Origin of the sequence: Kitasatospora sp. HUAS MG31 (genome assembly GCF_040571325.1) — a bacterium.
Lineage (GTDB): Bacteria > Actinomycetota > Actinomycetes > Streptomycetales > Streptomycetaceae > Kitasatospora > Kitasatospora camelliae.
The window spans coordinates 7,698,329-7,725,033 of the sequence record NZ_CP159872.1; the positions used below are offsets into that span (position 1 = coordinate 7,698,329).

At 72.8% G+C, this 26,705-nt stretch carries 28 protein-coding genes and 2 pseudogenes; 13 read left to right on the forward strand and 17 right to left on the reverse strand.

All coding sequences use genetic code 11. The features are described from left to right. Window positions 1–17: 17 nt before the first annotated feature. The 4 genes and pseudogenes from ABWK59_RS34815 to ABWK59_RS34830 form a co-directional block, all read right to left on the reverse strand. A complete protein-coding gene (locus ABWK59_RS34815) occupies window positions 18–1,145 on the reverse strand; it encodes a PP2C family protein-serine/threonine phosphatase (protein ID WP_354644668.1) in 1,128 nt (375 codons plus the stop codon). Window positions 1,146–1,464: 319 nt separating this feature from the next. Continuing rightward, a pseudogene (locus ABWK59_RS34820) lies at window positions 1,465–2,136 on the reverse strand (FAD-dependent oxidoreductase); the annotation flags it as partial. A gap of 200 nt (window positions 2,137–2,336) precedes the next feature. After that, window positions 2,337–2,933, reverse strand: coding sequence for an NADPH-dependent F420 reductase (locus ABWK59_RS34825; RefSeq protein ID WP_354644669.1), 597 nt, complete (start codon window positions 2,931–2,933; stop codon window positions 2,337–2,339). 40 nt (window positions 2,934–2,973) lie between these two features. Next, the gene (locus ABWK59_RS34830; protein WP_354644670.1) at window positions 2,974–3,792 is read right to left on the reverse strand and encodes a 3'(2'),5'-bisphosphate nucleotidase CysQ; all 819 of its coding nucleotides are present in this window, start codon (window positions 3,790–3,792) and stop codon (window positions 2,974–2,976) included. Window positions 3,793–3,930: 138 nt separating this feature from the next. On the opposite strand from ABWK59_RS34830, the gene ABWK59_RS34835 reads away from it, so the two are divergent. Next, window positions 3,931–4,836, forward strand: a complete 906-nt coding sequence (locus tag ABWK59_RS34835) for a LysR family transcriptional regulator (protein WP_354644671.1) — start codon at window positions 3,931–3,933, stop codon at window positions 4,834–4,836. Between the two features lie 120 nt (window positions 4,837–4,956). Here the strand turns inward: ABWK59_RS34835 and ABWK59_RS34840 are convergent, their stop codons facing one another. The 3 genes from ABWK59_RS34840 to ABWK59_RS34850 all read right to left on the reverse strand — a co-directional run bounded on the left by ABWK59_RS34840 (window position 4,957) and on the right by ABWK59_RS34850 (window position 7,894). Next, window positions 4,957–6,228 carry an MFS transporter gene (locus ABWK59_RS34840; RefSeq protein WP_354645191.1) on the reverse strand — a complete coding sequence of 424 codons (1,272 nt, stop codon included), beginning with the start codon at window positions 6,226–6,228 and terminating at the stop codon, window positions 4,957–4,959. An 8-nt stretch (window positions 6,229–6,236) separates the two neighbouring features. Further along, a complete protein-coding gene (locus tag ABWK59_RS34845; RefSeq protein WP_354644672.1) occupies window positions 6,237–7,628 on the reverse strand; it encodes an FAD-dependent oxidoreductase in 1,392 nt (463 codons plus the stop codon). Window positions 7,629–7,690: 62 nt separating this feature from the next. After that, window positions 7,691–7,894, reverse strand: a complete 204-nt coding sequence (locus ABWK59_RS34850) for a hypothetical protein (RefSeq protein WP_354644673.1) — start codon at window positions 7,892–7,894, stop codon at window positions 7,691–7,693. 111 nt (window positions 7,895–8,005) lie between these two features. On the opposite strand from ABWK59_RS34850, the gene ABWK59_RS34855 reads away from it, so the two are divergent. The 4 genes from ABWK59_RS34855 to ABWK59_RS34870 all read left to right on the forward strand — a co-directional run bounded on the left by ABWK59_RS34855 (window position 8,006) and on the right by ABWK59_RS34870 (window position 9,677). Then, the gene (locus ABWK59_RS34855; protein ID WP_354644674.1) at window positions 8,006–8,251 is read left to right on the forward strand and encodes an FAD-dependent oxidoreductase; all 246 of its coding nucleotides are present in this window, start codon (window positions 8,006–8,008) and stop codon (window positions 8,249–8,251) included. 128 nt (window positions 8,252–8,379) lie between these two features. Then, window positions 8,380–8,745 (forward strand): ArsR/SmtB family transcription factor, encoded by a 366-nt coding sequence (locus ABWK59_RS34860; protein WP_354644675.1) that lies wholly within the window; start codon window positions 8,380–8,382, stop codon window positions 8,743–8,745. Between the two features lie 88 nt (window positions 8,746–8,833). After that, window positions 8,834–9,187, forward strand: a complete 354-nt coding sequence (locus ABWK59_RS34865) for an ArsR/SmtB family transcription factor (RefSeq protein ID WP_354644676.1) — start codon at window positions 8,834–8,836, stop codon at window positions 9,185–9,187. Window positions 9,188–9,203: 16 nt separating this feature from the next. Further along, window positions 9,204–9,677, forward strand: coding sequence for a GNAT family N-acetyltransferase (locus ABWK59_RS34870; protein WP_354645192.1), 474 nt, complete (start codon window positions 9,204–9,206; stop codon window positions 9,675–9,677). Window positions 9,678–9,694: 17 nt separating this feature from the next. Here the strand turns inward: ABWK59_RS34870 and ABWK59_RS34875 are convergent, their stop codons facing one another. The 4 genes from ABWK59_RS34875 to ABWK59_RS34890 all read right to left on the reverse strand — a co-directional run bounded on the left by ABWK59_RS34875 (window position 9,695) and on the right by ABWK59_RS34890 (window position 12,514). Beyond that, window positions 9,695–10,249 (reverse strand): DinB family protein, encoded by a 555-nt coding sequence (locus ABWK59_RS34875; protein ID WP_354644677.1) that lies wholly within the window; start codon window positions 10,247–10,249, stop codon window positions 9,695–9,697. An 83-nt stretch (window positions 10,250–10,332) separates the two neighbouring features. Continuing rightward, on the reverse strand, window positions 10,333–11,382 hold the full coding sequence (locus tag ABWK59_RS34880) for an ArsO family NAD(P)H-dependent flavin-containing monooxygenase (protein WP_354644678.1): 1,050 nt from the start codon (window positions 11,380–11,382) through the stop codon (window positions 10,333–10,335). Then, window positions 11,379–12,110 (reverse strand): MIP/aquaporin family protein, encoded by a 732-nt coding sequence (locus ABWK59_RS34885; protein ID WP_354645193.1) that lies wholly within the window; start codon window positions 12,108–12,110, stop codon window positions 11,379–11,381. Before ABWK59_RS34885 ends, ABWK59_RS34880 begins: the two co-directional genes overlap by 4 nt. 98 nt (window positions 12,111–12,208) lie before the next feature. Continuing rightward, entirely contained in the window at window positions 12,209–12,514 is a 306-nt protein-coding gene (locus ABWK59_RS34890; RefSeq protein WP_354644679.1) for an ArsR/SmtB family transcription factor, read from the reverse strand. Window positions 12,515–12,660: 146 nt separating this feature from the next. On the opposite strand from ABWK59_RS34890, the gene ABWK59_RS34895 reads away from it, so the two are divergent. From ABWK59_RS34895 to ABWK59_RS34905, 3 genes and pseudogenes are all read left to right on the forward strand, one after another. Beyond that, window positions 12,661–13,089: an arsenate reductase ArsC gene (locus ABWK59_RS34895; RefSeq protein WP_354644680.1), complete on the forward strand. Its 429-nt coding sequence runs from the start codon at window positions 12,661–12,663 to the stop codon at window positions 13,087–13,089. A gap of 7 nt (window positions 13,090–13,096) precedes the next feature. Beyond that, a pseudogene (locus tag ABWK59_RS34900) lies at window positions 13,097–13,261 on the forward strand (thioredoxin-disulfide reductase); the annotation flags it as partial. Window positions 13,262–13,392: 131 nt separating this feature from the next. Then, window positions 13,393–14,082, forward strand: a complete 690-nt coding sequence (locus tag ABWK59_RS34905) for a hypothetical protein (protein WP_354644681.1) — start codon at window positions 13,393–13,395, stop codon at window positions 14,080–14,082. 262 nt (window positions 14,083–14,344) lie between these two features. Here the strand turns inward: ABWK59_RS34905 and ABWK59_RS34910 are convergent, their stop codons facing one another. Next, window positions 14,345–14,962, reverse strand: coding sequence for a TetR/AcrR family transcriptional regulator (locus tag ABWK59_RS34910; RefSeq protein WP_354644682.1), 618 nt, complete (start codon window positions 14,960–14,962; stop codon window positions 14,345–14,347). Window positions 14,963–15,024: 62 nt separating this feature from the next. On the opposite strand from ABWK59_RS34910, the gene ABWK59_RS34915 reads away from it, so the two are divergent. Then, window positions 15,025–15,516: an SRPBCC family protein gene (locus ABWK59_RS34915; RefSeq protein WP_354644683.1), complete on the forward strand. Its 492-nt coding sequence runs from the start codon at window positions 15,025–15,027 to the stop codon at window positions 15,514–15,516. 1,443 nt (window positions 15,517–16,959) lie between these two features. Here the strand turns inward: ABWK59_RS34915 and ABWK59_RS34920 are convergent. The 5 genes from ABWK59_RS34920 to iolC form a co-directional block, all read right to left on the reverse strand. After that, window positions 16,960–17,715, reverse strand: a complete 756-nt coding sequence (locus tag ABWK59_RS34920) for a GntR family transcriptional regulator (protein WP_354644684.1) — start codon at window positions 17,713–17,715, stop codon at window positions 16,960–16,962. A gap of 78 nt (window positions 17,716–17,793) precedes the next feature. Continuing rightward, the gene (iolD, locus tag ABWK59_RS34925) at window positions 17,794–19,677 is read right to left on the reverse strand and encodes a 3D-(3,5/4)-trihydroxycyclohexane-1,2-dione acylhydrolase (decyclizing) (protein ID WP_354644685.1); all 1,884 of its coding nucleotides are present in this window, start codon (window positions 19,675–19,677) and stop codon (window positions 17,794–17,796) included. A 49-nt stretch (window positions 19,678–19,726) separates the two neighbouring features. Beyond that, entirely contained in the window at window positions 19,727–20,599 is an 873-nt protein-coding gene (gene iolB / locus ABWK59_RS34930; RefSeq protein WP_354644686.1) for a 5-deoxy-glucuronate isomerase, read from the reverse strand. Window positions 20,600–20,633: 34 nt separating this feature from the next. Further along, on the reverse strand, window positions 20,634–21,512 hold the full coding sequence (locus tag ABWK59_RS34935; RefSeq protein WP_354644687.1) for a Cgl0159 family (beta/alpha)8-fold protein: 879 nt from the start codon (window positions 21,510–21,512) through the stop codon (window positions 20,634–20,636). Beyond that, window positions 21,509–22,498: a 5-dehydro-2-deoxygluconokinase gene (iolC, locus tag ABWK59_RS34940; RefSeq protein WP_354644688.1), complete on the reverse strand. Its 990-nt coding sequence runs from the start codon at window positions 22,496–22,498 to the stop codon at window positions 21,509–21,511. The genes ABWK59_RS34935 and iolC overlap by 4 nt, the downstream gene beginning before the upstream one ends. 305 nt (window positions 22,499–22,803) lie before the next feature. On the opposite strand from iolC, the gene ABWK59_RS34945 reads away from it, so the two are divergent. The 4 genes from ABWK59_RS34945 to ABWK59_RS34960 are packed head-to-tail and all read left to right on the forward strand — an operon-like array spanning window position 22,804 to window position 26,697. Next, window positions 22,804–23,823, forward strand: coding sequence for a sugar ABC transporter substrate-binding protein (locus tag ABWK59_RS34945; RefSeq protein ID WP_354644689.1), 1,020 nt, complete (start codon window positions 22,804–22,806; stop codon window positions 23,821–23,823). Between the two features lie 6 nt (window positions 23,824–23,829). Beyond that, window positions 23,830–24,906: an ABC transporter permease gene (locus ABWK59_RS34950; protein WP_354644690.1), complete on the forward strand. Its 1,077-nt coding sequence runs from the start codon at window positions 23,830–23,832 to the stop codon at window positions 24,904–24,906. A 5-nt stretch (window positions 24,907–24,911) separates the two neighbouring features. Then, on the forward strand, window positions 24,912–25,793 hold the full coding sequence (locus tag ABWK59_RS34955) for an ATP-binding cassette domain-containing protein (RefSeq protein ID WP_354644691.1): 882 nt from the start codon (window positions 24,912–24,914) through the stop codon (window positions 25,791–25,793). A 1-nt stretch (window position 25,794) separates the two neighbouring features. Then, window positions 25,795–26,697, forward strand: a complete 903-nt coding sequence (locus ABWK59_RS34960; protein WP_354644692.1) for a sugar phosphate isomerase/epimerase family protein — start codon at window positions 25,795–25,797, stop codon at window positions 26,695–26,697. Window positions 26,698–26,705: the final 8 nt, after the last annotated feature.

A 26,705-nucleotide genomic window follows, 5' to 3' on the forward strand; every position in this document is an offset into this window, starting at 1 on the left:
GCCGGACCGCTCCCGGGTCAGCCGCCCGGACCGCTGCCGGGTCGGCCGGCCGGGGGCCGGTCCGCGGCCCGCGTGACGGCGAGGATCGCCATGTCGTCGTCCCGGGATCCGCCGGTCCACCGCTCCACGTCCCGCACCACGGCGTCGATGAGCTGCTGCGGCCCCTCGAACGGTCCGAGCGGAGCCAGCCGGGTTACCGGGTCGTAGAACGTCCCGGCGGCGTTGCGGGCCTCCGTCACCCCGTCGGTGACCAGGAGCAGCGAGGTGCCGGGCGGGAACGGCCGGACCTCCGCCATGGCGCGGCTCCCGCCCAGGTCGCTCAGGTCGCCCAGGCCGAGCGGCAGCCCCGGATCCGCGGCGTCGAGCAGCCTGACACCCCCACCCGCTCCGTCCAGCAGGTACGGCCCGGGGTGGCCGCGGTTGAGCGTGCGCAGCACGTCCTGATCCGGCGGGAACTCGACGAGCAGCGCAGTGACGAAGCCCTCCATCCGCACCTCCTCCTCCCGGTCGGTGCTCTCCCGCGCCAGCGCCTGTTCCAGGCCCTCGGCGAGCGCGGGGAGATCCTCGGCCCGGTGGGCGTTCTCACGGAAGGCGCCCAGGAGCACGGACACCACGGATACCGCCTGGAGGCCCTTGCCGCGGACGTCCGCGATCAGCATCCGGACCCCGAGGGAGGTCCGGACGACCGCGTAGGCGTCGCCGCCGATCAGCGCCTCCGTCTGGGCGGCGCGGTAGCAGGCGGCGATCGACAGCTGCCCGAGCCGCTCGGGCGGAGCCGGGAGGACGGCCTGCTGGGCCGCCTCGGCCACTGATCGGACCGTGGCGAGCGTGCGCCCGTGGCGGGCGATGACCCGGTTGACCCAGACACCGAGCAGGGCCGCGAACAGGGTGTTCGCCAGCTCCAGGTAGCCGGCACGTGTCCCGATCGAGTCGTCACGGGCCGTCAGGACGAGGACGCCCGCCACGCTCGCCGCACCCACCGCCAGGGTCTCGCGCAGGGAGAACAGCGACCCGGCGAGCACGGACGCGGCCGCCAGCATCGGATCGCCCCAGTAGTCGGCCGGTTCGAGCGAATCCCAGACGAGCCCTCCGACGATCAGCAGCCAGGGCGCGAGGCGCACGTACCGTGGCCACGGGGAGGACATCGGTGTCATGGGCGGCCCTGCCTGGCGTCCGGAGTCGGTTCCGCCGATCCTAGCGACGGCCGCCGCGCGGTCGGCGCAGGCACGAGGCGGGCCGACGATCCCCCCGGAGCCGCCGAGCGCGACCCGGTGACCGCACCCCGCCCGCGCCGACCGGGAGCCGGGCCCTCCGCCTCCTCGTGAACTCCTCAGCCGGGAAGGACCGGTGACGGGATCGCTGCGAGCGGGCAGCGTTCCTCGATCTGCCTCGACACCGGAAACGCGACACCTGGCCGGGTTGGCCGAGCACCTGCCCGACGTCCGAGCGCTCTAGGAGGACGGCTCACTCGGTCGACTCCTGGCCGATGAGGAGGTCGAGCAGGCCGGCGGGGGCGTTGTCACCGAAGATCAGCTGGTGATTCCTGTCGGATTCGGCGGCGAACCGGGCGCTGCGGGGGAAAAGGGCCTGCTCGTACTCCGCAAGGGCGGCTTCGACGTCGTCGGGATGTGCGGCGATGGCTTTGCCGAGTTCGGCGCCGTCGAACATGGCGAGGTTGGCGCCCTCCCCGGCGAACGGTGACATGAGGTGGGCGGCGTCGCCCAGCGGCGTCACTCCGGGAACACGGTCCCAGCGGTGGCCGATCGGCAGGGCGCTGATCGGGCGCGGGGCGAGGGCTGTTTCCCCGTCAGTGATGAGGGCGGTGAGTTCAGGCGCCCATCCGGTGAATTCCGCCGCGACCTGGGTCGCCGCCGTTTCGGGGCTGGCGACGATGGCGGCGATCCAGTCCTGGGGCTTGTTGAGCGCGACGTAGGTGTGAAGAACGGCGTCGGCCTCTCGGTGGCCAAGGATCCCCTTGCCGGCTGTGACGGCGAACAGGGAACCGTCGCCGGTGGCCTTGGCCGCCGCGGGGTGGCGCCGGTCGGCGTCGTACAGGTAGGTCTCGATGAACGACGTGCCGACGTACTCGGGCTTCGCGTCGGAGAGCAGCGGCCGGATCCGCGACCAGGCGCCGTCCGGGGCAGCGTCACCTGGCGGATCATCGGGGAACTCCGCACCCCCGACGCCGGCCTCCGCGCGCCGAACCCCCCGACGCAGCGCGATGTTGACGAGGGGAGGCCACGGGGCGCCGTCCGGCGCCGAATCGCCGGCCCTGACGTCGCTGTCGTACCCGTTCCGGACGTGGGCCCGCCCGGGGCCGGTGCACCGGGTGCGGATCAGCGGGCGATCGAGATCGCGAAGGGTGTGAATCCGCTGGAGCGGATGACGAGCGGGACGAAGAGGATCGCGGCCTCCGTGGCGCTGGCGGTCTGGATCCCGCCGAGGTCGGTGATCCACTCCTTGTGCCAGCCGAGGTCGGTGAGCAGGTCGCGGACGGTCTGCTTGGCTTGGGGGTCCTCGCCGGAGAGGAACGCGGTCGGTGGCTGGGAGAGCATGGCCGGTGCGGTCATCACCGGGAAGAGCATGGTGTTGAGGGTCTTGACGACGCGGGTTTCGGGGAGCGCTTCCTGAAGTTGCTCGGCGAGGCTCGATCCGGGGTAGAGCAGGGCGGCGGGCAGTCCGTCCGGTCCGTCCGTGGTGGCGTTGGAGACGTCGACGAGGATCTTGCCGCGCAGTTCCTCGCGCAGGGCGGCGAGCCGGTCCAGCGAGCCGTCGCCCGGGGTGGCGTTGATGACGATCCGGGCTGCGCGGGCGGCGTCGGCGGCGGCGCCCGGAGTGCGGTCCGCCACGGTCACCTCATGCCCTGCCCGGGTGAGGGCTGTGGCCAGGTTGCCGCCGACGCGGCCGTTTCCGAGAACGGCGATCGTGGTCATGGTGATGGTGTCCTTTCGTGGGTGCGGTTGTGGTGCGCGGTCAGCGGGAGAGGGTGGCGACGGCCTGGGCGTGGATACCGGGCGCGGCCGCCAGGAGGCTCTCGCTCTGCGGGGTCCAGGGGCGGCCCTCGGCGTCGGAGATCCGTCCGCCGGCCTCGGTGGCGAGCAGTGCTCCGGGGAGCAGGTCCGCGCGGGCGCCGGCGAACTGCCAGAAGGCGTCGATCCGGCCGGCGGCCACGTTCAGCAGGTGCAGGGTCGCGGGCACGGCGGTGCGGACGACGAGCGCGTCGAAGAGCATCGCGGTGATCGAGGAGCCGACGCGTCGCACGACCTTCTCGTCCTCGTCGGGCCGGGCCTGGCTGGTGGCCACGATGCTCAGGCCGAGGTCCGTAGTGGGGGAGACGGTGAGCGGCCGGCCGTCGAGGTGGGCGCCCGCGCCGGTGAGCGCGGTGTAGGTCTCGCCGGTCAGCGGCAGGTGGACCGCGGTGAGCACCGGCTGGTTGTCGCGCACGAGGGTGGCGGTCACCGCCCACTCGGGCAGGGCGTGGAGGTGGTTGACGTTGCCTTCGGCCGGATCCACGACCCACCATTCGCCGGGCGGCAGCGCCCCGCCGTCCAGCTCGTCCTCCACCCAGCCGGCGTCCGGGCGCAGGCTCGTGAGTCGGGGGCGCAGGATGTCGAGGGCCGTGTCGTCGTTGGCGGCGAGCGCGCGCATCAGCTCTTCGCGGTTCCGGTAGCGGACCACCTCGCCGAAGCGCTCGCGCAGCGCAGAACCCGCCTCACGCACGGCGGCCGCGGTCTGGTCGAGCACGTCGGCGTCGGAGGCGGCGACGTCAGTGGTCTGAAGCGTTTCGGACATGTGGTACTCCCGTCTGAGGAGGGGTGCTGAGGCCGGTCGAGGGCCGAACTGCGCGCTACTTCCTGCGCTTTCGCCTCAACGGTAGATAGCCCCGTCATTAACTTCAAGTGCATGTCAAGTACGGCTAGGATGACTTGCATGCAATTGGACTTGAACCTGCTCGCCGCGCTCGACGCGCTGCTGGAGGAGGGCAGTGTGGCCGGGGCGGCCGCGCGCCTGCATGTCACCGCCCCCGCGATGAGCCGGAGTCTGGGCCGAATCCGGCGCACGACCGGGGACCAGATCCTGGTGCGCACCGGCCGCACGATGACCCCGACGCCGTATGCGATCGCCGTCCGGGAACAGGTGCACGCGCTGCTGCACCAGGTCCGGGAGGTACTGGCACCGAGCCGTGAACTCGATCTGGCAACGCTGGAGCGCACCTTCACACTCCGCTGGCACGATTCCCTGGTCGCCTTGAGCGGCCCCGCACTGCTCGCGGCCGTGCGCGAACAGGCGCCGGGCGTGCGATTGCGCTTCGTCGCGGAATCGAGCGTCGACACCCCCGAGTTGCGGCGCGGCGAGGTCGACCTGGAGGCGAACGCCAACCGTCCGAGCGCACCGGACATCCGTGCCGAGAAGGTGGGTGAGACCCGCCTCGTCATCGTCGTGAGGCACGGGCACCCCCTCACCCGTGGCAGGACCGTCACCGCGGAGCGGTACGCCGCCGCTGAGCACGTCACCGCCTCGCGACGTGGGAACCTCAGCAACGCCCTCGACGACGCCCTCGCACAACTCGGCCTCACCCGCCGCGTGGTGGCCACCGCGCCCACGGAAGCGGCAGCGCTGGAGTTCGCACGCGGTTCCGATCTGCTGATCACCGTCCCCGAAGCCACCACGCGGTCCGCAGTCGCCGACCTCGGCCTGGTCGTGCTCCCCCTCCCTCTCGAACTGCCGTCGGCGCCGGTATACCTGTCGTGGCATCAGCGCTACGACACCGACCACGCCCACGCCTGGCTGCGCGGTCTGGCGCGAACCGCGCTGGCCGTGTGCGGAGCGTCGTAGTCGGCGTCGTCCGGCCGCTTCGGGGCCGTGGCCGGCCGGAACGGACGGACATCACTATCGACAGCGAGGAACGGCCGTCGAGTTATTTCAGATTCTGCGAGTCATGGCCGAGATGTCCTTCTACCGGCCGTCGTGGCTGCGCTCGGCGTCGTGCGCGGCGGTACGGACCGGGGCTTCGGGCCGGACCGGCACCGTCCATACGGCGATCACGGCTGCCACGCCGGCGATGGCCGCAAGAACGGCGAACAGGCCCGGGTAGCCGCCGAGGGCGGGGGCGAGGGAGGCGGCGGCCCATGGTGCGACGGCGCCCGCGATCGTGGCGGGGGCGGCGAGGAGGCCGCTGAGGCGGCCGTACGCGGCGGTGCCCCAGCGGTCGGTGACGGCGGTGGCCTGCAGGAGGGTGAGGTTGCCGCGGACGGTTCCGGCGAGGACCACGAGCGTGACAAGGAGCGGGACGGGCCCGGGGACTGCCGCGAGCAGGGCGGTGGTCGCGGCGCCGGCCGCGACCAGTGCGACGGTTCGCTGTGCGACGCCGGCCCGGCGCGCCACGGAGGCGTAGAGGGTTCGGCCGAGGGTCTGCCCGAGACCGCCGAGGCCGAGCGCCCAGGCGGCGGCGGACGGGCCGGCTCCACGGCCGGTCAGGAGCGCGACGGTGCTGAAGACCACCGCGTACATCGCGAAGCCGGACAGGGTGAACGTCGCGGCGAGCAGACGGAACGGCCGTGTTCGCACGGGGTTGTTCGAATCGGCTGTCGTCCGGCCTGCGTCCGGGTGCCCTGCGGGCGGCCAGGGGTGACGGAGGGCCAGGAGGTGTGCGGGGATGGTGACGGTGGCCAGCAGCGCGGCGAGGACCAGGTAGGTGGTGCGCCAGCCGAGGTGGCCTGCGAGGGCGGCGGTGATGGGGGCGAAGACGGTGGAGGCGAGGCCGCCGGCGAGGGTGAGGGTGGTGAGGGCCCGGACATGGTGGGGCTGGTGCCAGCGGGTGAGGGCGGCGAAGGCCGGGTGGTAGAAGGTGGCGGCCATGGCGGCACCGGCCAGCAGCCAGACGGCGAAGAACACCGGCAGGCTGGGCGCCGCCGCCGCGAGGGCCAGGGCCGCGGCCCCGACAGCCGAGCCCGTGGTCATCACGGTGCGGGGGCCGTGCTTGTCGATGATGCGGCCGACGGGGATCCCGGCAAGGGCGGAGATGAGCAGGGCCGCGGTGAAGGCGGCGGTGGCCTGAGGGGTGGACCAGCCGGTGTCGGCGGTGATGTGGGGGAGGAGGACGGGGAAGGCGTAGTAGAGGATGCCCCAGCTGGTGATCTGGGTGGCGCAGAGCGCGGGTAGGGCGGCGCGGGGCCGCGACCGGTCCCCCGTTCCGGTCGCGGCCCCGCTGAGGTGGGTGGCGGTCACGGGTCTGGTCAGCAGCCGCCGCTGGTGGAGCACGACGACGATTCGGCGGCGGGGGCGCCGAGCGTGATGAGCTGCGGTGCGGCCGGAACCGAGCAGCAGCCGCTGCTGCCGCTCGGGGCCGCGTCGGGCTCGTCGAAGAGGCCGGCGCCGCCGCAGACCCCGGTCTCGGGGAGGGTGAGTTCGACGCGGGCGGCTGCCTCGTGGTCGCCGGCGAGGTGCGCGGCGACCGAGCGGACCTGCTCGTAGCCGGTCATCGCGAGGAACGTCGGCGCCCGGCCGTAGGACTTCATGCCGACCAGGTAGACGTCGCCCTCGGGGTGGGCGAGTTCGTTGGCGCCGTGGGGGTAGACGGTGCCGCAGGAGTGCTGGTTGGGGTCGATCAGGGGCGCGAGGGCGGTGGGGGCCTGGAGGCGCTCGTCGAGCCCGAGTCGGATCTCGGACAGGAACGAGAGGTCCGGGCGCAGGCCGGTCAGGACGACGACCCGGTCGACGGGCTCGCTGCGGCGGCCGTCCTCGGCGACCAGGATCAGCTGCCCGCCGTCGGCCTGGTCGACGGCGGCGGTGCGGAAGCCGGTGAGCGCGGAGGCGTGGCCGTCGTCGACGGCCTTCTTGGCGCGCAGGCCGAGTGCGCCGCGGGCGGGCAGCTGGTCGGCCTCACCGCCGCCGTACGTGCTGCCGTTGATGCCCCGCCGGAGCACCCAGACCGCGTGCGTACCGGGCTCGTCCTCGGCCAGGTCGGCGAGGTAGGCGAGCGCGGTGAACGCGGAGGCGCCGGTGCCGACCACGGCGGTGCGCTTGCCTGCGAACCGTGCCCGCACGGTGGGGTCCGCCAGGTCGGGGATCCGGTAGGAGATCCGGCCGTTCGCGGCACGCTCGCCGAGCGCGGGCAGGCCGTTCGCGCCGAGCGGGTTGGGGGTGGACCAGGTGCCGGAGGCGTCGACCACGGCGCGGGCGAAGATGCGCTCCTCGCGGCCGTCGCCGTGTTCGACGTGGACGGTGAACGGCTGCTCGTCCCGGCCGGAGTCGACGATGCGGTCGCGTCCGGCGCGGGCCACGCCCGTGACCCGCACCCCGTAGCACACCCTGTCGCCGAGGGCGTCGGCGAGCGGCTGCAGGTACTGCTCGGCCCAGTCCCGGCCGGACGGGTACGCCTTGCCGTCGGGGCGGGCCCAGCCGGTCGGGGCGAGGAGCTTCTCGGCGGCCGGGTCGACCACCTCCGCCCAAGGCGAGAACAGCCTCACGTGCGCCCACTCGCGGACCGCCGTGCCGGCCGCGGGCCCGGCCTCCAGCACGAGGGGTTCGAGGCCGCGCTCGATGAGGTGGGCCGCGGCGGCCAGGCCGATGGGGCCGGCGCCGATGACGACGACGGGCAGCTCGGCCGCGGGGGTGTTCTCGCTCATCTCGGATCTCCGGATCGCAGGATCGTGGTGGGTGTCGTGGTGGGGTACGGGCGTGGGGCGGGTCAGCAGCAGCCGGTGCCGGAGGCGACGGCCTCCTGCTTGGCGGCGGGGCCGCAGCAGGCACCGGCGTCGGCAGCGTCCTTCGCGGTGCCGCAGCAGGGAGCGGACTGTGCGGTCGCCGCCGTGCCGGCCGGCGCCGGGTCGGCGGTCGGAGCGCAACAGCCGGCGGCAGGTGCGGAGGTCTCGGGGGTGGTGGGCTCGGTCATGGCGTCTCCCGGTGCGCTGTTTCGACGTTTGTCGATGGCCTGGCGTGTGGTCAGCATGACACCTGCTTTGACAAACGTCAACATAGACGTTTGTCGAATTCTGGAGGGGCTGTGGACCTGGCGGACGTTGCGGTGATCGGCGGTGGGCAGTCGGGCCTGGCGATGGCCCGGGCGCTGCGCGAGCGTGGGCTGAACCCGGCGGTGCTGGAGGCCTCCGGCCCGGGCGGCGGGATCGTGGCCCCACTGCTACGACAGCCTGACCCTGTCCTCTCCGGCCCGGTCTCCGCGCTGCCGGGCCTGCCGTTCGGCGGCGAGGCGGACGCCACCCGCGCCGCGACGAGGTCGTGGACCGCCTGACGCGCTCCTCGGCGTCGCTGCGCGGGGTGGGTCGCGACGCGGCGTTCGCCGCCCGACACCTTGCCGTCCGCCTGGGCCGGGAGTGGGTCGCCCTTCCGATGTGATTCGGTAGATGTCAACATAGACGCATGTCGAATCCCCAGGTGATCGAGCTGCCGGTGCTGGAGCCGGAGGCCGTGCCGTGCTGCACCCCGCTGACCGAAGCCCCGCTGTCGGAGGAGGACTCGGTCACGATGGCGGCCATGTTCAAGGCCCTGTCCGACCCGGTGCGGCTGCGACTGTTCTCCCGCGTCGCCTCGCACGAGGGCGGCGAGGCGTGCGTGTGCGACATCCAGGACGTCGGCGTCTCCCAGCCCACCGTCTCCCACCACCTCAAGAAGCTCCGCGAGGCCGGCCTGCTCACCTCCGAGCGCCGCGGCACCTGGGTCTACTACCGCGTCGCCCCGGGCGTGCTGGCCGCCATGGCCGCCATGCTCACCGCCGCCACCCGCTGATCCGACCGACCGACCGGCCAGCGTCAGCCGGTCGGGTCGCGGCGCACCCTTCCCCGTCGGGCCGTTCATCGACTATCGTCGATTATCGATGAACGAGCCGAGCTGCACCACTGCCGTCGACGCCGGGGCCGCCGCCCTGTACGCGACGTGGTTCAAGGCACTCGCCGACCCCACCCGAATCCAGCTCCTGCACCTGCTGGCAGCCGAGGGCCGGGCGATGAGCGTGGGCGAGATCGTGGAGCGGTCCCCGGTGGGGCAGTCCACGGTCTCCCACCACCTGAAAGTCCTCTCGGAGGTGCGGTTCGTCCTGCCGGACCGGCAGGGCAACTCCACCAGGTACGCGGTGAACCGCACCTGTCTGACGGTCTTCCCGGCCGCCGTGCGGGCGATCCTCGGCGAAGACCGGCCGACGGCCGGGGAAGGAGCCGGGCGTGTGCAGTGACATCGCGGTGGCGCCGATGACCCGGCTCCACGCCGAGCAGGTGCTGGCGATCTATCAGGCCGGGATCGACGAGGGCAACGCCACCTTCGAGACCCGGGCGCCCACGTGGGAGGCCTTCGACGCGGCGAAGCTCCCCGAGCACCGGTTCGTGGCCGTCGACCGGGACGGCCGGGTACTCGGGTGGGTGGCCGCCTCCAAGGTCTCGGACCGGTGCGCGTACGCCGGCGTGGTCGAGCATTCCGTCTACGTCCGCCCCGACACCCGCGGCCGGGGTGTCGCAGGCCGTCTGCTGGAGGCGCTGGTCGTTTCGACCGAGGCGGCCGGGATCTGGACGATCCAGTCCGGGATCTTCCCGGAGAACACCGCGAGTCTCACCCTCCACGAACGGGCCGGCTTCCGGGTGATCGGCACCCGCGAGCGCATCGCCAGCCACCACGGGGTGTGGCGCGACGTCCTGCTGGTCGAACGCCGCAGCCCCGTCATCGACTGACACCGCCGCCCACGTTGCTACACCGGTGCTGATGGGCTGCCGAGGGTGAGCTGGCGGCGGTGGAAGTCGAAGTGCCGGGTGGGGTAGCGGTAGACGTCCGCCAGGGTCATGTAGTCCTGGAAGAAGGGGTCCCAGCGGGTCGGGTAGTGCATGCCGCGCGCGAGATCGGCCTCCGACTCCCGGTCCAGCCGATGGTGCAGCGCGGTGATGACGTGGTCGAACTGCGCGCCCATCCGCCGGGGGCTGCAGACCTTCACCGCCCCGCACGGTCCGGCGTAGTTGACGAGGTCGAACGGTACGATCGCGGTGTTCAGCAGCCGTGCGAAGGCCCGGCTGACAGAGCGTGGAAGCCGCCCGAAGAGGCGGCCGAGCACCAGCAGGGCCCGGACCACGATGTATCCGAACAGCATGTGCCACAGGAGTTGCCCGTTCGTCCACCGCGTGCCGCATGTGTGTCGGGCGAGGTCGTCCGCCCCGGCCGTGTCCAGCAGCCGGTGGAACTCGCGACGCGCCCGCTCCAGCTCGTCATGGACTTCCCGCCGGTCCAGCGGTTCGCTGTCTGTCACGTCCACCAGCCCTCTCCGCGGCCTTCCGTGCGTGTCCGGGGTGGCATGATGCCCGCCTGCTTCCCCTGGCACCCCTCCACGAGCCCGGCTCACCTCAGCAGGCCTTCGATCCTCCCGACGGCGGTGCGGGCGGTGCGGCCGACCCCGATCAGGGTGGCGGAGGCGGGGCCGGTCCAGTCGCCGTAGCCGAGCAGATGGACCCGCTCGTCGGCGAGGGCGCGGGTGCCGTCGGTGGGGATCCGGCCGGCCCCGCCGCGCAGGCCGAAGCCGGCGAGGGGCCGGAGGTCGGGCCGGAAGCCGGTGCACCAGATGACCGTGTCGCACGCCCACCGCTCGCCGTCCTCCCCCACCACGCCGTCGGCGGTGAGGCGCTCGACCATCGGGTGCGCGGTGAGCAGGCCGGCGTCGCGGGCGGCACGTACCGGTTCGGTGGCGACGATGTCGCCGAGGTCGGAGATCCGGGGGCCGGCGCCGGTGACGCGGCGGGTGGCGATCTCGAACAGCGCGCGCCCGTCGATCTCGTCCGGCAGGAAACGCGGCGGACGCAGGGTGACCCACCGGACGGCGGCGGCCCGGCCGGTGAGGTCGGCGGCGATCTGGGCGCCGGAGTTCCCGCCGCCGACCACGACGACCCGCCGGCCGGCGAAGTCGGCGGCGGCGCGGTAGCCGTGGGTGTGGAGCTGCCGGCCGGCGAAGTGCTCCCGGCCGGGCAGGGCGGGGATGAACGGGCGCGACCACGTGCCGGTGGCCATGATCAGTGCCCGGGTACGCCAGGTACCGGCGTCGGTGCGGGCCAGCAGCCGGCCGTCGGCGGTGTCCTCGATCGCCTGGACGGTCACCGGGCGGTGGACCGGCAGCTCGTACCGCTTCTCGTATTCGGCCAGGTACCGGGCGACGTGGCCGGCGTCCGGGTAGGTCTGCCCGGCCTGGTGGGGCATCGGCCGGCCGGGCAGCGAGGAGTAGGCGGCCGGGGAGAACAGGCGCAGGCTGTCCCAGTAGTGCTGCCAGGAGCCGCCCGGAGCCGTGGCGGCGTCGAGGATGGCGAAGTCGAGCCTCGCGCGGCGCAGGTGGTAGCCGGCGGCGAGCCCGGCCTGGCCTCCGCCCACGACCAGGACCTGGACGCGCCGGACCGCGGTCACTTCGACCCGGTCGGGCGGCGGTGGGTGAAGATCAGCGCGACCAGGGCCAGGCCCACCACGCCGCCGATCAGCTGCATGCCGACGAAGCCCGGCACGGAGGACGGGGCGATGCCGGCGAAGGTGTCGGTGAACGCGCGTCCGATCGTCACCGCCGGGTTGGCGAACGAGGTCGAGGAGGTGAACCAGTACGCGGCGCCGATGTAGGAGGCGACCGCGACCGGCGCGAACCTGAGCAGGTCACTCTTCGCCAGGCCGAAGATCAGCAGGATCAAGCCGGCGGTGGCGACGACCTCACCGAGCAGCAGATGCCCGGCGGAGCGGTCGTGGGTCGACCACGTCACCAACTGCTCGCCGAACATGGCGTCCGCCAGGATCGCGCCCCCGATCGCCCCGACGATCTGCGCCGGGATGTACGCGGCGACCTCCCATGGGCCCAGGCCCTTGGGGTCCTTGCGCCCGCTCCACCACTCGGCCAGCGTCACGACGGGGTTGAAATGCGCCCCGGACACGGGGCCGAGCAGCAGGATCAGCACGCCGAGGCCGAACACGGTGGCCAGCGAGTTGGCCAGCAGCTGCAGACCGACGTCCTGGCTCAGCTCGGTGGCCTGGATGCCGGAGCCGACGACGACGGCGACCAGGGCGGTGGTGCCGACCAGCTCGGCCACCACCCGGTTCAGCAGCGGGACCGCGGGCGGCTCGGCCGCCAGCGGCTCGTCGGGGCCGTCCATATCGCTCACGGGCACAGTCTCGGATCTCGCCTCGTCTACGGCGCTCAAGGACACTCCTCTTGCAGGGCGGGGCAGGCCGCCGGTGGGGGCTGGGTGGTTCAGCAGGACCGCTTGCGGCCCGCCGCCCCGCGGGCGGTGGCGGCCAGCGCCGCGAGTTCTCCGGCCAGGGCCTCAAGGGCCTCCGGGCGGAGCGAGTAGTAGGTGAAGCGTCCGCACGGCTCGGTGTCCACGAGGCCGGCGTCCCTCAGGGTCTTGAGGTGGTTCGACAGGTTGGTCTGTCTGGCCCCGGTCTCCTCCACGAGATGGGTCGTGCACAGCGCCTCGCGGGCGAGGAGCTGGACGATCTGCATCCGCAGCGGGTCGGCCAAGACCTTCAAGACATCACTGTCGACTGACATCACCATGTGCTGATACGTTACCGGTGTCGGGGCCGCTTGGCGAGCCCCCCTCCTCCCGGCACCATCGGGCCGCACCTGCACGTCTTCGCAGCGCGACCCCCTGCCGCCGGGCACCAGCCAGCCTGCGCCCTGCCCACCGAAGGACACCCCGCATGACCGCGCCGCTCGCCTCCGTGCTGTTCGTCTGCATCCACAACGCCGGCCGCTCCCAGATGGCCGCGGGCTTCCTCACCCACCTCGCCGGGGGCCGCGTCGAGGTCCGCTCCGCCGGTTCGATGCCGGGCGACCAGGTCAACCCCTCCGCCGTCGCCGCGATGGCCGAGCTCGGCATCGACATCTCCGACCAGAAGCCGAAGATCCTCACCACCGAGGCCGTCCAGGCGTCCGACTACGTCATCACCATGGGCTGCGGCGACGCCTGCCCCTACTTCCCCGGCAAGACGTACCTGGACTGGAAGCTGGAGGACCCGGCCGGCCAGGGCGTCGAGGCCGTCCGCCCGATCCGCGACGAGATCAAGACCCTGATCGAGGGCCTCATCGCCGAGATCGACGCCAAGGCTCAGGCCGGACGGGAGAGCTGAGGTCGTCATGTCCGCCGATCCCGGGACCGGCGACGACGTGCGCGAGGTCGTCGCCATCGGCTCCGGCCCCGCCGGCTACACCGCCGCCCTGTACACCGCCCGCGCCCAGCTGAAGCCCCTGCGGCTCGGCAGCGCCATCTTCGTCGGCGGCTCGCTCACCACCACCCGCGATGGTCCAGGCCGGGCCGAAGCCGTGCCCACAGGTCGCTGGAACTGAGTCTGTGTCAGTGGAGTCTCCTACGGTGTGAGTTCACGTGGTATCGCCCTGCGGGGGTCGCGGGCGAGGTCATGAGGGGGGACGACATGTTCGGTTGGATCTTCTTCTTCGCCCTGCTGCTGGCACCTGTCGCCTTCGGACTGAGTCGGGAGATCCGTACTCTGCGGCGGGCGAAGGCCGCCGATCGGCTGATGCGGGTCCTCGGCGGCAGCCCCGGCTGGCGGACGTTGGCGCCCGGCGAACCGTGGAATGCGTACGTGCCGCACTACCCCTGGCTGAGCGTCCCGCGCATCACCACGGCCACCGGCCCGGGTCCGGACGGGCGTGAGGTCACCGTCGCCCGGTTCGTGCGCCTGGAGCAGCGGCGTGGCCTGTACTGGCTGCTGTTCAGCTACGAACTCCCGGAGCACGTGCCGATGATCAGGCTCGAACGGGACTGGAGTGCCGCCGCCCTGGGGCTCCCGGTCGTCCAGCCGGGCCTCTACATCCCGATGTGCGCGAGCGGCACCGAGGCCATCGCCGAACCCCTCGTGCGAAGCGAGCTGATCGAACGCCTCGCCGCTCTGGGTGCGCCGGCGGTCAGCCTCCAGCGGAACGAGGCTTGCTTCCTGTACCACCCGCTGCCCGACGGCGCCGAGGTCGAGCGGTACACGGCGGGGCTCGCCGCCCTGCTCCCCGACCTCTGCCGGCTCGCCCGCGCCACCGAGGAGGGGGAGACCGCCCAGGCCGCCGACGGTACCGAGGGCGATCGAGGCCCGGACGGCGCCCGCCACTGACGTGAATCCGTGACCCTCCGGGCAGGGCGCCCCGCCGTCCAGCCCTGCTCCGGCGGGCCTATCGGCAGCTGCAGGTGGACCCTGCCCGGCCTCAGCGCGGGACCGGTGGGAGGCGGGTGGCCGTACTCCGCGCCTGATCGCGCGCGGAAGCCGAAGCTGACGAGGATGACGCGCTCTCCGGCACCGGGAGGCGTCCGGGCCGCGGCGCTCACCGTGGGGGCGGGGCCGCGGCGAGGCGATCACGCTTGAGGCAGAGGTGCCGTCAGGTGCTGCTGCCGCCGCCCTCGTGCGGCTGAAGGTCCGCCAGAAGGCTGCTCGTGCAGTCCTCGGCCAACTGCTCGGCGTGGGCGGGCAGGGTGCCGCCGTCGCGCATGTGACGGCGGACCAGGGCGATCGGTAGGTCGATCAGTGCGAGTGTCACCCGCTCGATGTCGGCCGGGTGGGACGCGCCGAGGCCGGCCGCGAGGGCGGCGACCGCGCCGAGCGCGTGGCGGTTGCCGCGGTCTGCCCGGCGGACGTACTCCTCCGGCCAGTCCCGGCGGCCGAAGGCCTCCGGTCCGTGCAGCAGGACGGCCGCCTCCCCGGGATTGGCACGGCACCAGCCCACCGCCTCGCGGGCCGCTGCCCGGGCGGCGGACAGTGGCTGCGGGGCGGAGTCCAGCGCGGCCCGGTACCCCACCTGGAAGCGTTCGACGGTACGCAGCCACAGCTCGGCCAGCAGCACCGTCCGCTGCGGGAAGCGATGGTAGACGGAGCCGTTGGGAGCGCCGCTCTCCTTGGCGACCGCCGCCATGGTGACCGCGGCCGGCCCGCCCGCTGCGGCCAGCCGCACCGCGGCATCGAGGAGTTGGGATTCGTCGTATCGGGGTGGCCTCGGCATGTAATGGAGAGTACTCTCCATATGAATTGGAGTGATCCATCCAAAACCGTTTGGGGGCCCTCATGGCGGTGCTGAACATCCACGAACGCGTCCTGCCAGCCACAGCCGGGGAGGTCGGCGCGCTGATCGACGGCCTGGCCGGCGCCGAGGACCGCCTCTGGCCGGCCGACGCCTGGCCGCCGATGCGACTTGACGCGGGACTCGCGCCGGGCTCGTCCGGCGGACACGGACCGGTGCGCTACACGGTCACCGCGTTCACGCCCGGCCAGTGGGTGCGTTTCGCCTTCACCGCGCCGCGCGGCCTCCACGGCTTCCACGAACTCTCCGCGCACCCGCGCGGCGACGGGACCGTCCGGCTCTGCCACACGCTCGCCGCGACACTCCGCGGCCCCGCGCGGCTGACCTGGCCGCTGTTCTACCGGTGGATGCACGACGCGCTCCTGGAAGACAGCCTCGACCGCGCCGAGCGCACCCTCACCGGTACCGTCCGCCGCCCGACCCGGCACTCCCGCTACGTCCGCCTGCTGCGCCGAGCCGCTGCACGGCGGCGCTGACGCCTCGCACCCGGTGCCCCTGGTCCGCGACCGACGGCCGGCGCGACCACGCGTAGCGGATCAGGCCCAGTGCTTCGGCCGGGTGGGGCGGGTCGACCGGTGGTGGGGAGGAGGCGGGCTTAGTCCCCGGAGTGGTCCGCGGATCGGGACGGCTGCTCCCGGTGCCTGAGACCGCCTGGCTTCCGCTTGTGCGAGCAGGTTTGCCACTTCGGTGCCGGGGCCGGGGCGGGGACGAGCGAGGCCTGGGGTGGCAGTACCGGCCCGGCCTCGGGTCCGGGGATCGGCTGCCTGGGCCCCGGTGGGGTGGAAGCGTTCACCCGCGCCTGGACCGGATCGGACGCTTGCGGAGGCACAGCCACCGGCACCGCCATCGACACGACCACCCACACCGGCTCGGGCGTCGGCGCAGGCGGCGGTGTGGTGGGCGGGACGGGCGGTTCCGGGTGCGCGGATACCGTGGAGGGCGGGGTGCAGTCCACGCCGCTCGGGTGCGAGAAGTGCGGCGACACCTTGGCACCGGGGCGTGCCCCGCGCAGGGTCAGGCTCGCCCGGCAGACCCGGCACACGTACCGGCCGCCGGCCAGGCCGGGCTTCAGCCGGGTGGCGCCCCGCGAGAGGTCGACCCACCGCTTCCTCACCCGGTCGTACACCCCCGGGGTCGTCGCCTCGTCGCCCGCGACCGGGATCAGGTCCTGGGCGCGGGACGACGTCCGGCGTGTTCCGGCCCCGTCATGTGCGGAGGCCGCCGAGTCGTCCGGCTCCGTCGGGGACTCCTCCGCGGGGTGCTCGCAGTGGAGCACAGCAGGCGGGGGCGCTGTGACGGCGATCCCCGTCCGTGGGTCGGCCCAGATGACGTGGGTGAGGCAGGTGATGGTGTGGTGGATCAGGGTGAGGACACCGCCGCCGTCCATCACGCACCGGGTGGTGACCGTTGCACAGCAGCGGGCCCGCTCGGCGAGGACGTCGGACGGAGCGGGGACGGTGTCGCGGCCGGCCTGGTCCACCCCGAGGGGGCGGGTGCGGCGGCTTCGGCGCGTGGTGGGCACGTCCGACACTGTGCCCCACCCGACCGCTGACAGGGCCCCATCAGGGTGGTGACACGCCGCCCCCGGCGCGGAGGGACGAGCCGGGGTGGTCCGAACGCCGCACTTTCGTCGTACTGCCCGACCCGGCCACCGGACGCTCCGTCAGCTGCCCGATCCCTCGCCACAACCAGCCTGTACCGCGAGGGCGGAGCACCCGCGGGGCGCCGCGGCACCGGCGGGTTACCGGGGCCGGCTGAAAGGTTTCGGCACCTGCGGTGGTTCCGGCTTGTCGCCCCGGGCGGGCCCTGGGCAGGCTGGCGAGGGAGGCCGACGCCGTCCGCGACACCCCGGCCGGCACCCCCGCGGGCGCCCCGCGCCCGGCACGGGAACCCGAGGCGACCGGCCAGGAGGGGGAGGATCAGCCCCGTACGAGCAGCTGGAACTCGAAGGAGTACCGCGAGGCGCGGTAGATGTGCGAGCCGTACTCGACGGCGCGGCCGGCGTCGTCGTACGCCGTGCGCTGCATGGTCAGCAGGGCGGCCCCCTCGGGCTCACCGAGCAGCTCGGCCTCCTCGGCGGTGGCGCAGCGTGCGCCGACCGACTGCCGGGCGCTGTGCAGGGTGATGCCCGCGCCGCGCAGCATCCGGTACAGGCCGGTTGCCTCCAGCTTGTCCGTGTCGAGGTCGAGCAGGCCCTCGGGCACGTAGTTCGAGAGGTACGCCATGGGTTCGTCGTGGGCCCGTCTCAGCCGGACGACGCGGTGGACCGGGGCGCCCTCGGCGAGGTGGAGGGAGGCGGCGACCTCCGGCGGGGCGGGCACGATCTCGTTGCCGAGGACCCGGGTCGTGGGGCTCTGGCCCGCGGCCTCCAGGTCGTCGTAGAGGCTGGTGAGCTCCATGGGGCGCTTGACCTGGCTGTGGACCACCTGGGTGCCCACTCCGCGGCGGCGGACCAGGAGGCCCTTGTCCACCAGGGTCTGGATGGCCTGGCGTACCGTCGGCCGGGACAGGCCGAGCCGCCCGGCGAGTTCGATCTCGTTGCCGAGCAGACTGCCGGGGTGCAGCAGCCCGTGCTCGATCGCCGACTCCAGTTGCTGGGCGAACTGGTAGTAGAGCGGCACGGGGCTGGTTCTGTCGAGCGCGAAGTCGAGGTCCGAGGGAGCAGAGCGGGTCACGTGGCGAGCCTATCCGGTCTCGAGAATGACAGAAACCCTTGTCATCGTGTTGTCCTGACAAAAACCCGGGAGCGGGGGTCACAGGTGGCGGCGCCGGGTCGCGGTGTGGCGCTCGTAGCGTCGGCGGGCGGCCAGGGCGGCGTCGCGGGTGGCGACCTCGGCGACCGGTACGTCCCACCAGGCCTCGGCCGGCGGGGACGCGGGGGTCGGGGCGGTCTCGACGTACACGCAGGTCGGCCGGTCCGAGGCGCGGGCCCGGGCCAGTGCGGCCCGTAGCTCGCCGACGGTCTTGGCGCTGATGACGTCCATACCGAGGCTCGCCGCGTTGGCGGCCAGGTCCACCGGCAGCGGGGCGCCGGTGAAGGTGCCGTCGGCGGCGCGGTAGCGGTAGGCGGTGCCGAAGCGCTCGCCGCCCGTCTCCTCGGAGAGGCCGCCGATGGAGGCGTAGCCGTGGTTCTGGATCAGGATCAGGTTGACCGGCAGGTGTTCCTGGACGGCGGTGACGATCTCGGTGGGCATCATCAGGTACGTGCCGTCGCCCACCAGGGACCAGACGGGGGTGCCCGGTGCGGCCTGCTGGACGCCGATGCCGGCCGGGATCTCGTAGCCCATGCAGGAGTAGCCGTATTCCAGGTGGTACTGGCGCGGCGAGCGGGCCCGCCAGAGTTTGTGCAGGTCCCCGGGGAGGGATCCGGCCGCGTTGATCACGATGTCCTCGTCGCCGACGACCGCGTCCAGTGCGCCGAGCACCTGGGTCTGGGTCGGCACGGCGTGCTCGTCCTCCGCCCGGAAGGCGGCGTCCACGACCTGCTCCCAGCTCTGCTTGCCGGCACGGTACTCGGCCTCGTAGGCCGCGGAGACCCGGTGGCCGGCCAGCTGCTCCGTCAGGGCTTCCAGGCCCGCGCGGGCGTCGGCGACCAGGGTGTGCGCGGCCAGCTTGTGGGCGTCGAACGCGGTGATGTTCAGGTTGACGAACCGGACGTCCGGGTTCCGGAAGAGGGTGCCGGAGGCGGTGGTGAAGTCGGAGTAGCGGGTGCCGACGCCGAGGACCAGGTCGGCGGTGCGCGCGATCTCGTCGCAGACCGCGGTGCCGGTGTGACCGATGCCGCCCAGGTCGGCCGGGTGGTCGTGGCGCAGGGAGCCCTTGCCCGCCTGGGTGGAGGCGACCGGGATGCCGGTGGCGTCCGCGAGCGCCCTGAGGGCGTCCTCGGCCCGGCTGTGGTGGACGCCGCCGCCCGCGACGATCAGCGGACGTCCGGCGGCGCGGAGGGCGCGGACGGCCTCGGCGAGCTCCCGCGGGTCGGGCGCGGGGCGGCGGACGGTCCAGACCCGCTCGGCGAAGAACTCCTCGGGCCAGTCGTACGCCTCCGCCTGGACGTCCTGCGGCAGGGCGAGGGTGACCGCGCCGGTTTGGGCCGGGTCGGTCAGCACCCGCATGGCGTTCAGCGCGGAGGGGATCAGCGCCTCGGGGCGGGTGATCCGGTCGAAGTAGCGGGAGACCGGGCGCAGGGTGTCGTTCACGGAGACGTCGGCCTGGCTCGGGTGCTCCAGCTGCTGGAGGAGCGGGTCCGCGGGGCGGGTGGCGAAGGAGTCGCCGGGCAGGAGCAGCACCGGCAGCCGGTTGATGGTGGCGAGGGCGGCGCCGGTGACCAGGTTGGTGGCGCCGGGGCCGATGGACGTGGTCACGGCCTGGGTGGAGAGCCGGTCGAGCTGGCGGGCGTAGCCGACGGCGGCGTGCACCATGGCCTGCTCGTTGCGGCCCTGGTGGAAGGGCATGGTGTCCTCGCCGGTCTCCAGCAGGGCCTGTCCGATGCCGGCGACGTTGCCGTGCCCGAAGATGCCCCAGGTGCCGGCGATCAGCCGGTGCCGTACGCCGTCGCGTTCGCTGTACTGCACGGACAGGAACCTCACCAGGGCCTGGGCCGTGGTCAGGCGGTGCGTCGGCCGGTGCGGGTGGCTCATCGGGACCTCTCCGGGACGGGCTGGTGGCCGGGGGCGGGGCGGGCGGGGTTCACTTCGCGGGGGCGGTGTAGCGGGGGAGGCGGGGGTCGACCGGCTGCTCGGGCCAGGTACCGCGGATCCACGCGTGGTCCGGGTGGTCGTGGATCAGCCAGGCGCGGTCGGGGCCCGCCATGACGTTCAGGTAGTACATGTCGTGGCCGGGTACGGCCATGGAGGGCCCGTGCCAGCCGTCGGGGATCAGCACCACGTCACCGTCGCGGACCTCCGCCAGCACATCGGTGCCGCCGCGCCCCGAGGGGGACACTCGCTGGTAGCCGAGGCCGGGCGTGCCCGCGTGGGCGGCGAACTCGTAGTAGTAGACCTCCTCCAGCTGCGACTCCTGACCGGGCCGGTGCTCGTCGTGCTTGTGCGGGGGGAAGGAGGACCAGTTGCCGCCCGGGGTGATCACCTCGACGGCGATCAGGCGGTCGCAGGCGAAGACCCCGGCGGCGCCGAAGTTGTTGACCTGGCGGGAGCAGGTGCCGGTGCCGCGCAGCTCGACCGGGACCGAGGAGGCCGGCCCGTAGCGGGCGGGCAGGCGGCGCTCGCAGCGGGCGCCGGTCAGCGCGAAGCGCCCGCCGTCGGGGGAGGCGATCGAGACCTCGGCGTCGCGGGGCGCGTACGCGAAGTCGGTGACCCCGTCGAAGACGCTCGCGCGGCCGCGGAGTCGGAAGACGTCACCGCCGGCGGTGACCGTGCAGGAGCCCGCCAGCGGCAGCACGATCCACTCGCTGTCGCCGGTGGCGAAGGAGTGCCGGCCGGCCGGCGGGAGCTCCAGCACCCGCAGGCTGGAGTAGCCCCAGCCGGCCGACGCGGGAGAGACGTTCACCGTGTAGGTCCCGTCACCCGCCGAACCCGCGCGGAGGTGGTGGGTGGTGGTCATGGCGTCCTTCCGAGGGGGTAGAGGGCCAGGGCGCTCACAGCAGGCCGACCGCCGTGTCCACGGCGGTCTCCACGCTGCCGTCGGCCGGGTAGAGCAGGGACCGGCCGACGATCATGCCCTGGACGGTGGGCAGCCGCAGCGCCTTGCGCCACCGCTCGTACGCGCCGTCCTGGTCCCCGGCGACCTCGCCGCCGAGGAGGACGACGGGGAGGGTGGAGGTCTCCAGCGCCGCCGCCATGTCGTCGGGGTCCTCGGTGACGGGCAGTTTCAGCCAGGTGTAGGCGGAGGTGCCCCCGAGGCCCGAGGCGATGGCGATGGACCGGGCGACGGCCTCGCCGCTGAGGTCGTTGCGGACCCGGCCGTCGACGCGGCGGGTGATGAACGGTTCGACGAACAGCGGCAGCCGGCGGGCCGCCATGGCGTCGATCGTCCGGGCGGTCGTCTCCAGCGTGGTGAGGGAGCCCGGGTCGTCGTAGTCGATGCGGACGAGCAGCTTCCCGGCGTCGAACCGCAGCCGCTCGATGTCCTCGGCGCGGTGCCCGGTGAAGCGGTCGTCCATCTCGAAGGACGCCCCCGCCAGCCCGCCGCGGTTCATCGAGCCCATGACGACCTTGTCGTCCAGGACACCGAGCAGGAGCAGGTCCTCCAGGATGTCGGCGGTGGCCAGCACCCCGTCCACGCCGGGCCGGGACAGTGCGACGCACAGGCGTTCCAGCAGGTCGGCCCGGTTGGCCATGGCGAGACGGTCCCCGCCGACGCCGAGAGCCCCGCGCGCGGGATGGTCGGCGGCCACGATCATGAGCCGCCCGCTCGCGCCGACGAGGGGTCTGCGGGCGCGGCGGGTGGCCGCTTCGGCGACCGCCTCGGGGCGCCGGGCACGCACGGTCACGAGGTCCGGGATGGTGAGGGTCACGGTCGGGATCCGTTCCGGGGCGGTGTCGGTCGGCTGCGGGCGAGGAGGTCGGCGATCTCGGACCCGGTGGGCATGGCGGAGGAGCAGGCGAGCCGGGTGGCGACGAGCGCCCCGGCCGCGTTGGCGTACCGCATCGTCCGCTCCAACTCCCAGCCGTTCAGGAGCCCGTGACAGAGCGCGCCGCCGAAGGCGTCCCCGGCGCCGAGCCCGTTGACGACCTCCACCGGGACGGGGGCGACCTCCGCGCTCGTGCCGTCGCGGTGGACCGCCAGCACGCCCGCGGGGCCCTGCTTGACGACGGCGAGCTCGACCCCCGCCGCCAGCAGCGCCTCGGCGCAGGCCCTCGGCTCGCGGAGACCGGTGGCGACCTCGCACTCGTCGAGGTTGCCCACGGCCACGGTGGCATGGCGCAGCGCCTCGGCGTAGTGCGGACGGGCGGCGTCCGGGTCCTTCCAGAACATCGGGCGCCAGTCGAGGTCGAAGACGGTGGTGCCGGCCCTGGCACGGGCGGCGAGGGCGGCCAGGGTGCTGGAGCGGCTCGGTTCCTCGCTCAGGCCGGTGCCGGTGATCCAGAAGATCCGGGCGGCGCGGATGGCGGGGAGGTCGAGTTCGTCGCCGTTGATCACCAGGTCGGGGGCCTTGGGCTGCCGGTAGAAGTACAGCGGGAAGGCGTCCGGCGGGAAGATCTCGCAGAAGGTGATCGGCGTCGGGTAGGACGCCACCGGGGTGACGAAGCGGTCGTCGACCCCGAACTCCTTGAGGGCCTCGTGCAGGTAGTCGCCGAAGGGGTCGTCGCCCGTCCTGCTGATCAGGGCGGTGCTGTGGCCCAGGCGTGCCGCGGCCACGGCGACGTTGGCGGGCGAGCCCCCGAGGAACTTGCGGAAGGAATCGACCCGCGACAGCGGCACACCGGTCTCCACCGGATACAGATCGACCCCGAGCCGTCCCATGGTGAGGAGATCGAACGGTTCGACGGAATCAGGCATGCGCGTCACTCCTCAGGGGGAAACGGACCGTCAGAGGTCCGGCTGCGGGGCGTCGATGGCCGGTCGTCTCCCAGGTGTACGGGTCGGGGCTCACCCTGTCAAGGTATGTCCGGACATTCGGACCTCCTGGTGAAATGATGTCTTGACAAAGTATTGACAGCGGGGCGGGCCAGGCGTTTGTATCCCGTCCCAGAAGGGACCGCCGTCCGGGCGGTCCCCCTCCCGGGCCGCCGTCTCCGCCCCGCGGACGCGGCGCCCTCCGCCGTCCCGTTCCCTTCCCCGTCGCACAGCGAGGTGCAGGAAAGATGGACCGTACGTTCCACCCCCGATTCCGGAGAACCGCCCCGATGGTGGCGCTGGCCGCCGCCTCCGTCCTGCTGATGGCCGGCTGCTCCAGCGAGTCGGGAGGCAAGAAGGCCGCGGACGGCGGCAGCGGCGCCGCCGCCAGCAGCGCCGACACCCCCCGGATGACGGTCGCCCTGGTCACCCATCAGGCCCCCGGCGACACCTTCTGGGACATCGTCCGCAAGGGCGCCGAGGCCGCCGCCGCCAAGGACAACATCAAGCTGGTCTACTCGGCGGACCCGAACGCCGGCACCCAGGCCAACCTCGTCCAGAACGCGATCGACCAGAAGGTGGACGGCATCGCGATCACTCTCGCCAAGCCGGACGCCATGAAGGACGTGGTGGCCAAGGCGGCGAAGGCGGGCATCCCCGTCGTCGGCCTCAACTCCGGCCTGAGCGACTGGAAGTCGCTCAACCTGCTGTCGTTCTTCGGCCAGGACGAGTCGGTCGCCGGCGAGGCCTTCGGCAAGAAGCTCAACGAGACGGGCGCCAAGAAGGCCGTCTGCGTGATCCAGGAACAGGGCAACGTCGGCCTCGAACAGCGCTGCGCCGGTGTGAAGAAGACCTTCGGCGGCGACACCGCGGTCCTCAACGTCAACGGCACCGACATGCCGTCCGTCAAGGCCACGATCACCGCCAAGCTGCGCCAGGACGCGGGCATCGACTACGTGGTCGCCCTCGGCGCCCCCTACGCCCTCACCGCCGTCCAGTCGGTGGGTGACGCCGGCAGCAAGGCCAAGGTGGCCACCTTCGACCTGAACAAGGAGCTGACCACGGCGATCTCACGCGGCGACATCCAGTTCGCCGTGGACCAGCAGCCCTACCTCCAGGGCTACCTGGCCGTCGACTCCCTCTGGCTCCACAAGAACAACGGGAACTACAGCGGCGGCGGCGAGCAGCCGGTCCTCACCGGTCCGGCCTTCGTCGACAAGGCCAACGTCGAGCTGGTCTCCGCGTTCGCCGCGAAGGGCACCCGGTGATCTGAGATGACCCGAGCCACGGCACCGGCGGCGGGGACCTCCCCGCCGCCGGCTCCACCGGCCGTCCACCGGGACGGCCGCACCGCCCGGCGGTCCCCGGGCCGGCGGATGCTGGCCCGCCCCGAGGTCGGTGCCCTGATCGCCGCGATCGGCGTGTACGCCTTCTTCTTCACCCTCGCGCCGTCCTTCCGCGAGGCCGGGTCGCTGGCCACGGTGCTCTACCAGGCGTCGGTGATGGGCATCATGGCGCTCCCGGTCGCGCTGCTGATGATCGGCGGGGAGTTCGATTTGTCCGCCGGCGTCGCGGTCACCACCTCCGCGCTGACCGCCGCGATTCTCTCCTTCCAGCTCAGCGTCAACGTGTGGACCGGTGTCCTCGTCGCCCTGGCCGTCTCCCTGGCGGTGGGCGCGTTCAACGGCTGGCTGCTGATCAGGACCGGCCTGCCGTCCTTCCTCGTCACGCTGGGGTCGTTCCTGGTTCTCCAGGGGGCGAACCTGGCGGTGACGAAGATCTTCACGGGGAACGTGGCCTCGGAGTCCATCAGGGACATGGACGGCTTCGACCAGGCGAAACGGATCTTCGCCTCGGAGATCGGTATCGGCGGGGTCGACTTCAAGATCACGATCTTCTACTGGCTCGCGTTCGCGGGCCTGGCGACCTGGCTCCTGCTCCGTACCGCGTTCGGCAACTGGGTCTTCGCGGTCGGCGGCAACGCCGACTCCGCCCGGGCGGTCGGTGTGCCCGTCCACTTCACCAAGGTCGCCCTGTTCATGGGGGTGGGCGCGGGAGCCTGGTTCGTCGGCATGCACCTGCTGTTCTCGTTCGACACCGTGCAGTCCGGCGAGGGCGTGGGGAACGAGTTCCTGTACATCATCGCGGCGGTGATCGGCGGGTGCCTGCTGACCGGCGGCTACGGCTCCGCCGTCGGCCCGGTCATCGGCGCCTTCATCTTCGGCATGGTCTCGCAGGGCATCGTCTACGCCAACTGGAACCCCGACTGGTTCAAGGCCTTCCTGGGCGTCATGCTGCTGGTCGCCGCGCTGGTCAACCTGTGGGTCCGCCGCCAGGCCACGAGGAGGTAAGACCCATGACCGCCCATGGCCACCCGGCCACCCCGATCGCCTTGGTCGAGCTGCGGAACGCGGGCAAGTCGTACGGCAACATCCGAGCCCTGCACGGGGTCGACCTGACCGTGCACCCCGGCCGGGTCACCTGTGTGCTCGGCGACAACGGCGCCGGCAAGTCCACCCTCATCAAGATCATCTCCGGTCTGCACCGCCACACCGAGGGCGAGTTCCTCGTCGACGGCACACCCACCCGCTTCACCACCCCCCGCGAAGCCCTCGCCCACGGCATCGCCACCGTCTACCAGGACCTGGCCACCGTCCCCCTGATGCCGGTGTGGCGCAACTTCTTCCTCGGCTCCGAGCTGACCCTGGGCCGCCGGCCGCTGCGGCGGCTGGACATCGCGAGGATGAAACGGACCGCCGACGAGGAACTGCGGAACATGGGCATCGTGCTGGACGACCTGGAACAGCCCATCGGCACCCTCTCCGGCGGGCAGCGCCAGTGCGTGGCCATCGCCCGCGCCGTCCACTTCGGCGCCCGCGTCCTCGTCCTCGACGAGCCCACCGCCGCCCTCGGCGTCAAGCAGTCGGGCGTCGTCCTCAAGTACGTCGCCGCCGCGCGCGACCGCGGCCTCGGCGTCATCTTCATCACCCACAACCCCCACCACGCCCACCTGGTCGGCGACCACTTCACCGTGCTGCGCCTGGGCACCGTGGAACTGTCCGCCGCCCGCGGCGAGGTCGGCGTCGAGGAGCTGACCCACCACATGGCCGGCGGCGCCGAACTCGCCGCACTCGAGCACGAACTCGCCCAGGTCGGCGGCCTCGACGGGCGCCCCGGGCGCGCAGAATCGGATGAGCCCACCGCGCTCACCACGACCCCGCCCGAAGGAAGGTCCTGACATGACCGCTGCCCTCGACCGCATCAGGGTGGGCTCGGCTCCCGACTCCTGGGGCGTCTGGTTCCCGGACGACCCGCGACAGGTGCCCTGGGAGCGGTTCCTGGACGAGGTGGCCGAGGCCGGCTACTCCTGGATCGAACTCGGACCCTACGGCTACCTGCCGACCGACCCGGCCCGCCTCACCGACGAGGTCGCCCGACGCGGCCTGAAGGTGTCGGCCGGCACGGTCTTCACCTCCCTGCACCGCGGCCCGTCCGTCTGGGAGGCGACCTGGGACCACGTCGGCCGGGTCGCCGCGCTCACCCGGGCGATGGGAGCCGAACACCTCGTGGTCATCCCGTCCTTTTGGCGGGACGACAAGACGGCCGAGATCATCGAGCCGCCCGAGCTGACCACCGAACAGTGGGGCCACCTCGCCCGCGGCACCGAGCGGCTGGCGCGCGTGGTCAAGGACACCTACGGCCTCGACATCGTGGTCCACCCGCACGCCGACACCCACATCGACAGCGAGGAACACGTCGAGCGCTTCCTCGACGCGACCGACCCCGCCCTGGTCAACCTGTGCCTGGACACCGGCCACTACGCGTACTGCGGCGGCGACAGCGTCAAACTGATCCGCACCTACGGCGAGCGCATCGGCTACCTGCACCTCAAGCAGGTCGACCCGGACATCCTCGCCGACGTCCTCGGCAACGGAGTGCCGTTCGGCCCCGCCGTGCAGCGCGGCGTCATGTGCGAACCCCCCGCCGGCGTACCGGACCTGGAGCCGGTCCTGGCCGCGGCCCAGGACCTGGGTGTGGACCTGTTCGCCATCGTCGAGCAGGACATGTACCCCTGCGACCCCGACGCGCCGCTGCCGATCGCCGCCCGCACCCGTAGGTTCCTCCGCTCCTGCGGCGTCTGACCCACCGA